General features: G+C 59.1%; 11 protein-coding genes. 4 read left to right on the top strand and 7 right to left on the bottom strand.

What is annotated here, in order from left to right; translation table 11 throughout:
• Positions 1–61: 61 nt before the first annotated feature.
• Positions 62–1,645 carry a gamma-glutamyltransferase gene (gene ggt, locus AC1DYC_RS12150; RefSeq protein ID WP_477406574.1) on the top strand — a complete coding sequence of 528 codons (1,584 nt, stop codon included), beginning with the start codon at positions 62–64 and terminating at the stop codon, positions 1,643–1,645.
• Between the two features lie 95 nt (positions 1,646–1,740).
• Positions 1,741–2,718, top strand: coding sequence for a 2-dehydropantoate 2-reductase (locus tag AC1DYC_RS12145; protein ID WP_477406572.1), 978 nt, complete (start codon positions 1,741–1,743; stop codon positions 2,716–2,718).
• A 110-nt stretch (positions 2,719–2,828) separates the two neighbouring features.
• Here the strand turns inward: AC1DYC_RS12145 and AC1DYC_RS12140 are convergent, their stop codons facing one another.
• From AC1DYC_RS12140 to AC1DYC_RS12110, 7 genes are all read right to left on the bottom strand, one after another.
• Positions 2,829–3,194: a hypothetical protein gene (locus AC1DYC_RS12140; RefSeq protein WP_477406570.1), complete on the bottom strand. Its 366-nt coding sequence runs from the start codon at positions 3,192–3,194 to the stop codon at positions 2,829–2,831.
• An 86-nt stretch (positions 3,195–3,280) separates the two neighbouring features.
• Complete coding sequence (locus AC1DYC_RS12135; RefSeq protein ID WP_477406568.1) at positions 3,281–3,775, bottom strand: VOC family protein; 495 nt, start codon at positions 3,773–3,775, stop codon at positions 3,281–3,283.
• A 176-nt stretch (positions 3,776–3,951) separates the two neighbouring features.
• Positions 3,952–4,974 carry a histone deacetylase family protein gene (locus AC1DYC_RS12130; RefSeq protein WP_477406566.1) on the bottom strand — a complete coding sequence of 341 codons (1,023 nt, stop codon included), beginning with the start codon at positions 4,972–4,974 and terminating at the stop codon, positions 3,952–3,954.
• A 19-nt stretch (positions 4,975–4,993) separates the two neighbouring features.
• On the bottom strand, positions 4,994–7,414 hold the full coding sequence (locus tag AC1DYC_RS12125) for an aminotransferase class III-fold pyridoxal phosphate-dependent enzyme (RefSeq protein WP_477406564.1): 2,421 nt from the start codon (positions 7,412–7,414) through the stop codon (positions 4,994–4,996).
• A 36-nt stretch (positions 7,415–7,450) separates the two neighbouring features.
• Positions 7,451–8,464 carry an ATP-binding cassette domain-containing protein gene (locus AC1DYC_RS12120; RefSeq protein WP_477406562.1) on the bottom strand — a complete coding sequence of 338 codons (1,014 nt, stop codon included), beginning with the start codon at positions 8,462–8,464 and terminating at the stop codon, positions 7,451–7,453.
• A gap of 18 nt (positions 8,465–8,482) precedes the next feature.
• On the bottom strand, positions 8,483–9,247 hold the full coding sequence (locus tag AC1DYC_RS12115) for an SDR family NAD(P)-dependent oxidoreductase (RefSeq protein WP_477406560.1): 765 nt from the start codon (positions 9,245–9,247) through the stop codon (positions 8,483–8,485).
• Positions 9,231–9,953: a GntR family transcriptional regulator gene (locus tag AC1DYC_RS12110; protein WP_477406558.1), complete on the bottom strand. Its 723-nt coding sequence runs from the start codon at positions 9,951–9,953 to the stop codon at positions 9,231–9,233. The genes AC1DYC_RS12115 and AC1DYC_RS12110 overlap by 17 nt, the downstream gene beginning before the upstream one ends.
• Positions 9,954–10,109: 156 nt before the next feature.
• Between AC1DYC_RS12110 and AC1DYC_RS12105 the strand changes: the two genes are divergently transcribed.
• Entirely contained in the window at positions 10,110–11,069 is a 960-nt protein-coding gene (locus AC1DYC_RS12105) for an ABC transporter substrate-binding protein (protein WP_477406556.1), read from the top strand.
• Complete coding sequence (locus AC1DYC_RS12100) at positions 11,048–13,078, top strand: ABC transporter permease (protein ID WP_477406554.1); 2,031 nt, start codon at positions 11,048–11,050, stop codon at positions 13,076–13,078. The genes AC1DYC_RS12105 and AC1DYC_RS12100 overlap by 22 nt, the downstream gene beginning before the upstream one ends.
• Positions 13,079–13,226 lie beyond the last annotated feature (148 nt).

Here is a 13,226-nt window from a genome sequence, read left to right as displayed (position 1 = left end):
AATGGTGACTCAGCTTGAGGCCCGCCGTTTTCATTCTGCGCGTTGCCAATAGGAGAACACTGTGCGCGACTTCCAACTACCTGGCCGCTCTCCGGCAATGGCCACGAACGGCATGGCGGCCACCCACAACCCGCATGCGGCGCGAGTGGCCATTGAGGTGCTGCAGAGAGGAGGCGCGGCAATCGATGCGGCCGTTGCCGCGGCCGCGGTGCTTGCGGTCGTGGAACCGCAGCAAACCGGAATCGGCGGCGACTGCTTTGTCATCATGGCCAAGAACGGCACCGATGAGATCGTCGCCTATAATGGATCTGGGCGCGCACCTTCCAGGCTTCCAACTGACGGGCTTGCCGTTGGCCATGGCCAACTTGAAGATTCGAGCCCGCATGCCGTCACCATCCCGGGCGCTATTGATGCGTGGACCCGGCTTGTGGCGGATCATGGACGCAAGGAGATCGGCGAGCTTCTTGCACCGGCAATTGCCTTTGCTCGGGATGGATTTCCGGTTCACCCTCGGGTGGCGCAAGATTGGGCTGTGGATGAAGCGCGGTTGCGGCGCGACCCCAATGCAACCCGCGTTTTCCTTCCGCGTGGCCGGGCCACTCGGGCCGGTGAGATATTTCGCAACCCCGGCCTGGCTGACGCGCTCAGCTTGATCGCCGCCAAAGGGAGAGATGGATTCTACAAAGGGTCTGTGGCTGAGGATATCGTGAGCTATCTGCGCAGCCTGGGTGGCCATCACACGCTTGAAGATTTCGAGATCGCCGCAGGCGAATACGTCGAGCCCCTGCGTACGAACTACCGTGGCATGGAGGTATGCCAGATCCCGCCCAACAACCAGGGCATCACCGCGCTCCTCATGCTCAACATCCTCGAGGGTTTTGATCTCGCGGCGCTCGAGCCTTTGGGCGCTGAGCGTTTCCATCTTGAAATCGAAGCCGGCAGGCTGGCCTACAGGGATCGTGATGCGTTCATCTGCGACACCCGCCATGCAGCCGTTCCAGTGAATGAACTCCTGGCCAAGGACTATGCCGCACGCCTGCGCAATGAAATCCGTCGCGACCGTGTGGCAGACCATCTGCCGCCGCCGCTCATGCGCAAATCGGATACTGTTTACCTGACGGTCGTCGACCGCGATCGCAACTGCGTCAGCTTCATCAATTCGGTCTATTGGGGCTTTGGCTCAACCCGAGTCTCGCCGACCTATGGCATCACGCTTCAAAATCGCGGCATGGGCTTTTCGCTCGATCCGGCTCACCCAAATGCGATAGGGCCGGGCAAGCGCCCCCTCCACACCATCATGCCCGGGCTCGCCTTGAAGGATGGTCGGCCATTCCTTTGCTATGGGGTCATGGGGGGCGACTATCAGCCATTCGGACATACGCACGTACTGACGGGCATCGTCGATTTCGGACTCGATCCGCAGGAGGCGATCGACCAGCCTCGCGTCTTCTATTCGCTGGGTGACACTGAGGTCGAGCGTGGCGTTCCGGTCAATACAGTCGAGGGGCTAAGAAAGCTCGGCCACCGGGTGGTCCAGCCAGCCGAACCGCTCGGCGGCGGACAAATGATAAAGATCGACTGGTCCGAAGGGGTGCTTATCGGGGGTTCTGATGCGCGTATGGATGGTTGCGCCCTTGGCTACTAGGTCGTCGACACTGGCCCCTCCATGCCGACAGTCCGGCCGCGAGAGCTGGATGGGATGCTGATGCAAGGTTCGGCGGTGCAACGGGGGATCGGCTGATGCGGATCTGCGTCTTCGGCGCGGGAGCGATCGGAGGTCTCGTCGGCGCCAGGCTCGCCGCGCAAGACGGCGCCGAAGTGAGCCTCGTTGCCAGGGGTGCGCACCTTGCCATCATGCGCGAGAAGGGTTTGACACTGAAGTCTGAAGAGGGTGAGACCACCGTCACGGTGCGCGCGACGGATCAGCCGGCAGATCTCGGGCCGCAAGATTTCGTATTCCTGGCGCTCAAGGCTCATTCGCTTCCAGGCATCCTTGAAAGCCTGAAGCCGCTTCTGGGGCCTGAAACGGCGGTCGTCACGGCGCAGAATGGCGTTCCCTGGTGGTATTTTCATAAGCATGGCGGCGTGCATGAGGGGCGCCGTATCGAGGCCGTCGATCCGAAGGGGCTGCTGTGGGGCACGATTGGGCCTCAGCGTGTGATCGGCTGTGTCGTGCATCCGGCCGCAGAAATCGAGGCCCCCGGCATCATCCGCCACATCGAAGGCGATCGGCTGCCGATCGGCGAACCTTCAGGCGAGAAGACCGAACGCATCGCCAAACTGGCTGCGCTCCTCGTCTCGGCGGGTTTCAGGGCGCCTATTCGCCCGCAAATCCGCAATGAGATCTGGGTGAAGCTGTGGGGCAATCTCTCGCTCAATCCAGTTTCCGCCCTGACCGGCGGAAAGCTCGATGAAATCTGCGCCGATCCAGGCACGCGGGCGATCATTCGCGCAATGATGGTCGAAGCTCAAACGATCGGCGAGGCTTTGGGGGCAAGTTTCGGCGTCGATGTCGATCGACGCATTGCCGGCGCGGCCGCGGTCGGCGCGCACAAGACATCAATGCTGCAGGATTTGGAACTGGGCCGGCCGATGGAGGTCGATGCTCTGGTGTCGGCCGTCCAGGAGCTAGGCCGTCTCACCGGTCGGGCGACCCCGACGATCGATATCGTCGAGGCGCTCATTCGGCAGCGTGCGAAGCTCGCCGGCTGTCTTTGACGACCACCCCGTGCAGGCCATTTTCATCCAGACCGCCCTTAGGGAGTGGGCGTAATGAGGGTCAATTAGGTTCGGATCCGGCTATATCGCACACGGATCGTTGCTTCTTCTTAGTTGAAGTCTATATTGCAACTCCACGTATTAATCAAATTTATCCAGATTTCCAACTTGAGCGCACTTCCGAATTGTGCGTTCCAATTGCTCACGACATGATCACACAGAGATTGGAACTTTGGTTGAAAATCATGATCGCTAGTTGAAATCTTTATTACGACATCTGGGACGGCAGCCGCGTGCACTGCCAAGGAATTAAATGCTATTGCTGTACACTGATTTAGCTCGACGATGATATCGTGATCAGGAACGTTGAGAACCTCCTTTGTCGCCTGATAAAGAATATCCATCACTGAAGCGCAGCGATCGGTCAACTGTTTCTGGGCTTCAGCGGATTTAGGAAAAATTTCGATGTACGCCATTATAGCATATTCCTCTGCATTCCGTTGTTTTTCCTATAAAATTAAACTAGAAAATCATGATAATATCAAATAGTATTTGGCATTAGTTATTTTTCTCTGCTTTTTACTTCCATAAGTTCTATCGGAAATCCAATGGACGGTTCCATGTCCATCTTAACTTCTCTAGAGAATTCAGATGAAAGCGTGTCAGTCACCTGCCACCCGAGTTTTGATAGCCGGTCCAATTCTGCGTCCATATTAGGGGTGAGGAAGCCAATTTCACTCAAGTGCCCAATTGGTGCACCGCACCCGGTATCGTATCCCAGCCGTTGTTTTTCGAGCGGCTCCATTAGTTCAAGATAGAAATTGTCGTTCACCCACGCGCCGCTGACAAAAGCTTCACCTTTGAATAGATCTCCTTCAACGCGAGTAAACCCTCCTGTGCCGATACCAAAAGACTCAGTCAGCAACCTTTCCGTGCGACCGATGTCGTCAACCCGAATGCAGACGTGGTTCATGATGAGCCTCTGTTCCTGATGGCATTTTTTTACCAACCGCATCATTCGGCTCTCGAAACCTTCTTCTCTGTCTTGATTTTCCATAGCTAATTCCTCCAATAGTTTCGCTAATCAAAGATAGGAAGTATTGACAAAATCGATCGTCAAGCGCGGGCAACCAATTAGTCGTGGCTGTCAACGCAAGCGGCAACTCGCTCCTTGAGGTCAATCCCGTCCCTTAGGCCGGGTCGGTCAAAACATCCGGCGAGGCACAGACGCATCTAACCCCCCGGCGCGACAACATTCAGGACGCAGGGACCAATCGCATCAAGGCAGTATCCCCCTTCGAGCACAAACAGGTGGGGGCAGCCCAAAGATGCAACGGTTTCGCCAATCCGGTTGAAATCAGCCAACTCCAGGGCCAGGCGCCCCGCGGGATCGTTGGCATAGGCATCCACGCCGAGTGCCACCACCATATAGTCAGGAGAATAATCGCGCAGCCTCTCGAGTGCGGTCGTCAAACCTTCGCTATAGCCCGACCAGTCGGTGCCGGGTTGCAGTGGCAGGTTCAAGTTGAAGCCTTCTCCAGCCTCGGCCCCGATCTCCTCGGCGTAGCCGGAGAAATAGGGATAGTCCACCGCAGGATCAGCGTGGAGAGAGATGGTAAGGACATCGGACCTGGTCCAGAAGATGTCTTGAGCCCCGTTGCCATGGTGAGCGTCAACGTCCAGGATCGCGACCCGAGCGCCATCTCGCGTCAGTTCCTGTGCCGCCAGCGCGGTATGGTTGGTGTAACTCGTTCCACCACCCATGTTCCAGCAGGCATGGTGCCCCGGAGGACGAGCCAGGACCAGGCCCGGCAATCCAGAGACGCGAAGGTCCCTGGCAGCCTGAAGGGAAGCCCCTGCTGCGCCCAAGGTTGCAGGCCACATCCCCGGCGTGATCGTGCTTACGCCGTCGAACATGTAGTAGGCGATCTTGCCTTCTATCGCGCTAGGGCATCGAGGCGGCCGGTTGCGGTGCGGCCAGACGAAGCCGACGCCGTCGAGTTCGGTTCCGAATGAGCTCGACCATTCATCCCAAGCCGTGGCCAGGAAATCGAGGTAGTCTTCGGAATGAATGGTGCGCAGATCTTCCTTCGATGCGGGTGCACAGTCCAAGACATCGGTGTGGCCAGCCTGTCGTAAGACGTCCAGAACAACGCTGGTGCGCTCCGCCACGTCGAGCGTCGGGATGAACCTCCCAGGGGTGAGTTCGACTTTCGATTGATGCTCCAGATGAGCATCGCATTTGTAGATTTTCATCTGCTAATCCCCGGTTGGCTCAGGCGCTATTTGCGATCCGAAGATCGGGCGGCACCTCTGTCAGCGCGGTGTGAAGGGCTTCGAAGCACCGGTCGGCGTCGGCGGTGCTGAAGGCCAATGGCGGCCTTATCTTGATGATGTTTCCCAAGGGACCTGTCGAGGCAACCAGGACACCGAGGCTCTTCATCCGTTCACGCACCCAGCGGGCTGCGAGTTTCGCGGGAGCGCGCGATGTCCGGTCGACGACAAGCTCGACTCCGTAGAAGAGGCCGCGCCCATGAATGTGGCCGACAAGCTCGTGCGTGCCGATCAAGCCGTCGAGAGATGCCTTGAGATGCGCACCGACACGCTCGGCGTTGCCTTGCAGGTTCTCGCCCTGCAGAACGTCCAAGGTGGCGTTGGCGACAACCGTCGAGACCGTGTTGCCGCCAAACGTGTTGAAATAGCCAGTGCGACGCTGGAACTCCAGGGCAATTTCGCGACGCGTCACGAGCGCGGCGATAGGGTGGCCGTTGCCCATCGGCTTTCCCATGGTGACCATGTCGGGACGAACATCGAAGGCCTCGAAGCCCCACATGTGCGTGCCCGATCTTCCGAAGCCCATTTGAACTTCGTCGGCGATGCACAACGCCCCTGCGCGGCCCGCTTTCTCGAAGGCAAGGCGCATGTAATCCTGTGGCGGCACCAGGGCGCCGTTACCGTCAAAGATCGAGTCAATCAGCAGCGCTGCAGCGCCCGGCCCCCTTGCTTTGAGACGGGCCGCTGCTTCCGTCACGTGATCGGAGTATCGTTCCGCTAAATCGGCCTGGGCATCTCGATGGATGCCCCGGTAGACATTTGGAGGCGGCACCGCCTCGACCCAGCTCGGCTTGTCCTTGATTTCGTATTCCAGCAACGAAAGCGGCGCGACCACCGATGTGTTGCCATGATAGCTGTTCTCCGTGATGATCACGCCTTCGTTGCCGGTAACCGACCGGGCAATGCGAACCGCCAGGTCGTTGGCCTCCGAGCCGGTGCAGACAAAGATCCAGGTATCCAGGCCTTCGGGGAGGGTCGCAGTCAGCCGCTCTCCCAGCCGCAGGATCTCGCTGTGAAGATAGCGGGAGTTGGTGTTGAGCGTGGCCGCCTGCTGGGCGAGCGCCTGCACTACATAGGGGTGGCAATGCCCCACGTTGGCGACGTTGTTGTAGCAATCCAGGTACTCCGTCCCGGAAGCGTCGAAGAGTTTTGTGCCGCGACCGCGCACGAGTTGCAGCGGCTCGTTGTAGAACGTGTAGGCTTTGCCTAGGACGGATTCCCTGCGCGACACCAGGGCTTGGATATCGGTCGCAGTCTGTTCCACCACGAGCGATGATATCGGAGTGGGCACCACGGACGGTGTCATCGAGGCGACGAACGCGTCGTCGTCGATGTTGGCGAGACGTGATATGGCGGCCGAATACAGGGATTGCAATTCACCGAGGTGCTGGTCGTTCCGGCCGTTGACGACAGCCTGGTAGCGGACGAGCCCGACCTGCAGGATCAGCCGGGCCAGCACCAGATCCTTGAGCACCGCCAGATCGGCGGCCTCCAGGGGCATATACCTTTGGTAGCCGCGTACGACGGCTGCCGCGGCCGCCACAGGCTCCGGGCTCCAATGGATGAAAGACGCCACAGCAACGGCGAGGTCCTGCGCGACCGTCCCATAGACCATGTCGCCAAAGTCGATAACGCCCACAACTTCGAGCAAAGGCTCAGCCCGGACCAGAACGTTGCTCTCGTGGAAATCATTGTAGATGACCTGGGATCGGAGGCGCGGCAGCGCCGCCAGGGTTGATCCGGCGAAGTGCTCCAATGCCCGGTCGACGTCTGGGCGGATTTCTTCTGAGATATAGTCCCGCAGCCAATCACCAAGGACCAGGCCATTTGCCAGGTCCCACGGCATCGGTCGAAAGGCGCCGCGATGATTGAATCCCTGGAGCGCGCGTGCCAGACGGCCTTGCGCCGCACCGAGGCTCAGAAGGTCGTCGGTGGACAGATTGAAGCCTCGCTGGCTCAACAGATCCATGACGGTCTCGCCGGCGACGAACGAGAGAACCCGCAAAGCATGCCTTCTTCCCTCTCCAGCCGAGATGCTGGAGAGCAGGTCACCTGCAAGGGTCCTGCGCACCCGTGGGACCTGGAGCGCAGGGTCTACCTGTTCGATATGTTCAAGTGCTTTCGCCTGAAAGATGAGACTTTCCTCATCCTCTTCGAGAGATGCGATCTTGACGACAAACCTCTCGCCGGCGGCAGTGACAAGACGATAGTTCTGTTCTCTTTCCCCTCCCAGCTGATGCCATTCGCCTGCCAGCCCGTAGTGTTCGAGCACATGGTCTGCGACCGGCTTCAGGTCCAGTTGCGGCGCCTTGATGCTGCGCAGGAGCGAGCGCGCTTCTGTCTCGGTGATTGTCGTTTGCATGGTCGAACTGGTACCTCGATTTCGACGCCCGGCCAGCTACGCAGTCATAGCAGACGTGAGCGCGTCGCCCAGATCTTGACGTCTCATGAACCCTACCGTTCTGCCGGTGGAATTGCCGAAGGCGATCACGCTGGCCCCGCCCTGGAAGGTTTCCGCGACTCTTCGAAGTGTCGCCTCAGCCTCGAGTTGCACGTCGAATGCGCCCGGCTCTCCACGCTGCATGAAATTTTCCGCCGTCAGTATTCGACTGCGTTCCGCGCTCGCGGTGAATGCTCTCACATAGGAATCCGCGGGATTCAGGATCAGTTCCGCGGCGCTGCCGGTCTGGACGAGCTCGCCCTTGCGCAAAAGGGCGATGCGATCTCCAACGCGAGCAGCCTCGTTGAAGTCATGGGTCACGAACACGGCAGTCTTCGACAGCGTTTTCTGTAGCCTGAGAATTTCGTCCTGCATCTCTTCGCGAATGAGTGGGTCGAGCGCTGAAAAGGGCTCGTCCAGCAGCCAAAGGCTAGGATTGGTTGACAGACTGCGAGCAATGCCGACGCGCTGCTGTTGGCCTCCGGAGAGCTCGTGCGGGTAGTGATCTTCTTTGCCGGACAGCCCGACGAGCCCAATCATATCGAGCGCCTTCTGCCTCCGCTCAGCTGCGCGCACGCCTTGGATTTCCAGGGGCAACTCCACATTGCCGACAACGGTACGGTGGGGAAGCAGCGCGAAATTCTGGAACACCATGCTCATGTGCGTACGACGCAGCAGTTGCAGGCTCTTTTCGGGCACGGCGCGCAAGTCCTGACCCTCGAAGCGCAACTCTCCGGCCGTCGGCTCCACCAGGCGCGTCAGGCATCTCAGCAGAGTGGATTTTCCGGACCCTGAAAGGCCCATGATGACCAGGATCTCGCCCTTCGCCACGGAGAGATCGATGCCGGCCAACGCGACGAAACCGCCGCGCTGCTCCACCGAGGAGATGTTCTCACTCAGTGGCACTTCTGGACCGATACTATGTGCCTTGGCCGGACCGTAAATCTTCCAGAGGTTCTTGCAACTCAACATGGCTATTCCCGACAATCCTCAACCCAGTTCCCTGGCTTCGTTCAACATGATCGCGTCAGAGGAGGTATAGCCGCCATCGACGGCGATGCTCGTGCCCGAGACAAAGCTGGCCCTGTCGGAGAGAAGGAAGGCGACCACGCCAGCGACCTCCTCCGGCCTTCCGTCCCGGCCAAGAGGCGTGACTGACGCAGACCCGGAGGAAGCCCCAGTCGTCATGTCGGTTTGGATCCATCCCGGCGAAACGGCGTTGGCGCGGATGTTTCGGGAACCGAAATTGCATGCGAGGCTCTTGGCCAGATTGATCATCGCCGCCTTGGACGCCGCGTAAGCCATGCTTGCGTAGGAGCCGAAGAATGCGTCGGTGGAGGCGACCAAAACCACAGATCCTCCTGACACGATCTGCTTCTGCAGTCCAAGAGTCAGCCGCAAAGCTGCATTCAGATTTACTTCGAAGGTGCGGTCCCAGATCGAAATGTCATATTCAGTAAATCGCTCGAATTTGACGATTCCCGCATTGTGGACGATGCCCCGAAGCTGGACACCCTGCAGGCGCCGCATCAACTCGTCCTGACTCTCGCGCGTGCCGGCATCGAAATGGTGAAGCGTGACATTGCGCCCCAAGTCGTCGCCATACGAAACGAGGCCCTCTGCCGCTGTCGCATCGCTGATGTAGGTGGCATGAACATCGTAGCCATCCCGAAGCAACATCTCCGCAGTCGCTCGCCCAATACCGCGGGACGCGCCGGTGACCAGCGCGATCGGAGCTTCACTTGGATTCGACATACTGTTCCTCGATCCTCTTTTTGGCTTTTGGCTTCATTTTCTGATCTTGATCCATTTCAAGGAACAGGTTCACGCCTTTGCAGGCATACTGCAGGGCCGAGGTCAGAATTTCCTTGGCACTGGCCGCGTCGGCCGCCTCCAAGGCGTCGATGATCGCAACCAGGGCCGCATTCAGTCGCGTGACGATGCCTTTTTCCTCGAAGGCCTCGCGCGCCGGTGGAGCTGTCTTGATCCAGACGCTTTCGATCATCTCAATGAGCGCCTGAGATTCCCCTCGCACATAAATCTTCATCAGAAGGCCGTTGAACCGAGGGGCGTAGCCAACGGTGTCGCCAGCCTCGATGTCGCGCTGCATGCACTCGGCTTCGCTTCGGAGCGCCTGGATCGTTTCACTCGATATACGCCCGGCGGCCCTCTCCAAGGCCAGGCATTCGAGGCTCACCGAGATCTCAAGGTATTCGTTGAAGCTCTGCCGGGAAACGAAGGGGACACGAGCCGACCGGTTTTCCTCGACGATAAGAATACCCTCTTCCCCTAGGCGCCGGAACGCCGTACGGACCGGCATCGGGCTGACCCCCAGTTCGGCGGCGATATCGCGGATCTTCAGGCGCTGTCCGGCCCGCCAGCGGCACTCAAGGATATCCCGACGGACAAGCTTGTACACGCGGTCCGAAGCGGTCGTGCTCTGCTCGTCCTTCTTTGTCATTTGTGACTCATTTGTGATATATATCGTCCATATATATGCTGTATTCAACCCGATATTTCCCAGCAACGCAACCTCTTTTTCCATTTTTGTGATTGACATGTGATAAGAAGTGCGCCCTACTTTGGCTCGTAGGTCATTTTGAAAGGGTGTTTCGCGATGCGGTTTCCACTTTCGTCAGTCACGTTGGCGTCTGTGCTTTGCGCCAGTCTGTGCATTTCTTCCGGCGAGGCGCTCGCCGCCGCGCAGTCCCAGGATCCGGTACGGCTGGCGGTCGTTAGTGCGCCTGACGCGGACTTCATCACGAACGTGTTCGGGGCCTTGCTCAAGAAGGCCGGATACAACATTCAGTACGTGCATACCGATTACACGGCGCAGTTCACGGCCATTGAGCTCGGCGACCTCGAGATCAGTCCCGCAATCTGGTCGTCTTCTCCCGAGCTGATCGCAGCTGCGCTTGCGTCGGGCTCTGTGACGAAGGTGGGGTCGGTCGGCGTCAAGATCAGGGAAACCTGGTGGTACCCCAACTATGTTGCTGAGCTATGTCCGGGATTGCCGGACTGGAAGGCGCTCAAGGATTCTGCATGCATCAAAGCGCTGTCCAACCCCGAGACGGACGGAAAGATCAATTATCTCGGAACACCGGCAGACTTTGACGCCGACGACGAGCGCCGCATCGCGGCGCTAGGCCTCGACGTCCACATAACCTTGCCGGGTACCATGGCGGCCATGGTCGCCACGATGCAGGGCGCTATCGAGAGGAAAAAGCCGATCATCGGATTTGGTTTCGTGCCTCACTGGCTGTACGGCTCCGGCGTGGGCACCTTTGTCGATTTCCCCCCCTATGAGGACGCGTGCCGCAGCGATCCCGCCTGGGGCGTCAACCCCGATCTCGTGGGTGACTGCGCTTTGCCCACGGGAGATATCATCGAATTGATCAACAATGATTTCGCCAAGCGCGAGCCCAATGTAACGGATCTCTTGAAGAAGTTTGTTCTGACCAATGACGATGTTGCCTGGGGCATCCTCAAGCAGGATAAGGGCGGACTAACGCCCGAAGCTGCCGCGGCTGAGTGGATTTCCACCAACGAGAAAAAGTGGTCACCGTGGCTTCAATAACCTTCGGCGCGACATCTGTGGCGCCGCTCATCCGCCACAAATGGCTGCTGAGCAGCCGTTTGTGGGTGACATTCGGCCTCATTTTGCTCGTCGCTGCCTATGTTGGGCGGGAGGTGCTGCCCGAAGGGTTGTACGTCTGGCCGAAGCAATGGCTGCTGCCGTTGCTTAAGATGTCCAACGATGTGCTCAACCAGTTGCTTCGCCGATCCGAAATTTTTGGCGAGCCTCTCCGGGTCTGGACGCGTGCGGGTGGGGAGGCAGTCGGCCTTCCGATGCGGGGCCTGCAGAACCTTCTGACCACCGGCTGGTCCTTTCCGGGTCGCACTGCAGCCGAAACGGTTACTCTGCCGCCATTGTCGTGGGTGTCGGTCGTTCTTGCTGCAATCTACATGGGTTGGCTCGCCGGTGGGCGCCGCCTGGCTGTCCTGGCGTTTGCAACTTTTGCGTACTTTCTTGTTTTCAATCTTTGGGCTCAAGCGACATTGACGCTCGCTTCCGTGGCGTTTGCGATCGTCGTCGGCGTGATCTTTGGCCTGGCGCTGGGCGTGATGCTGTTTCGTTGGCGTTGGCTCGAAACCGTATTGAACCCCGTCTTCGACGTCATGCAAACGATTCCGCCATTTAGCTATCTGGTGCCAATCCTGATCCTCTTCGGGTTCGGTCCCGTCGCGGCGTTGGTGGCAACACTGATCTTCGCTTTGCCGCCGATGGCGCGAGCGGTGGTGTATGGCCTGCGTCGGTTGCCGGACCATACGTTCGAACTGTCCAGCATGACCGGTGCCTCCCGCTGGCAGGGCACATCGAAGATCCTTTTGCCAAGCGCGAGGGACGACCTCCTTTTGGGCGTCAATCAACTGGTGATGATGGCTCTGGCTATGGTCATTCTGGCTTCCATGATCGGCGCAGGTGGTCTGGGAGCGGAAGTGCTTCGCGCGATCCAATCCCTCAAGATCGGTCGCGGGTTGGAGGCGGGGATTGCGATAACACTGCTGGCCGTACTGCTTTACGGCTACGGACATTCGATCGCCGTGCGTCGACCTTCTCATCTGTCTCGACCGCAACCGATAAGGCACCTCGCAATCCTGGCCGCCATCCTCGTCATTCCCACAGTCGCGGGAGTCGCAATCGCACCTCTGGCGCAATATCCGGTCGAGTTGACGATCTCGACCGCTGATTTCTGGTCACGCGTCATCAGTTGGCTGAACGGCAACTGGGGCGATGGTTTCGAAACCGCCCGGCTGACCATCACGCTCGGCGTCATTCGGCCCTTGTTGACGATACTGAGAGATCTCGGCTGGGCGTCGATTGTTGCTTCCATGCTGTGTTTCGGCTTCGCGCTGCGGCGGCCTTCTCTTGCTGTCCTGTCTTGCGCCACGCTCATCCTGATCGCTGCCATTGGCTATTGGGACAAGTTGCTGATCACCTTCAATCTGGTGACGGTCGGAACGCTGCTCTCCCTTTTTGTCGGAGCGCCCTTGGGAGTATGGGCCGGATCTTCGCGCCGCGTGCACGCGGTGTCGGAGGTTGTCGTCACGACCCTGCAGACGTTGCCTTCCTTCGTATACCTGGTGCCCGTTGTCATGCTTCTGGGTCCCGGAGATGCAACCGCGGTGATCGCCATTGCGCTCTACTCCGTGGCGACGACGGTGCGATACACGGACCATGCCATCCGCAATGTCGATCCAACCACGATCGAAGCCGCGGTGGCGTTCGGGGCCACCCCACTTCAAACGTTCTGGAAGGTTCGTCTGCCTCTTGCCCGACCTGGTCTGATGCTCGGTCTCAACCAAACGATCCTCATGTGTGTTGGGATGGTGGTCATCACGGCGCTTGTTGGCTCACAGGGGCTTGAACTGGAGACCGTGGATGCCATCGCTCGCGTCGAGGCCGGCAGAGGATTGCTTGCAGGCCTTGCGATTTCCGCACTGGCAATCATCCTGGACCGCTATGTAGGCGCGGTCGCGGAGAAATTGAACGCCCCCGGCTCGCCCCGCGCCAAATCATCATGATCATATATGTTCCGGCTGCCCGCTACGGCTGCGGAAATGTGAACATTGAGGGTGGCACGTTGAAGCCATTCAGGGACCTCGATGGCGGGACGCGCCGTCGGCCAATTCCATGTCTTCTGATCCCAGGAACAACGCGACACAAGGAGAG

It is taken from the genome of Mesorhizobium sp. P2_E7, assembly GCF_056403855.1.
This window is presented reverse-complemented; position numbering and strand designations above follow the sequence as displayed.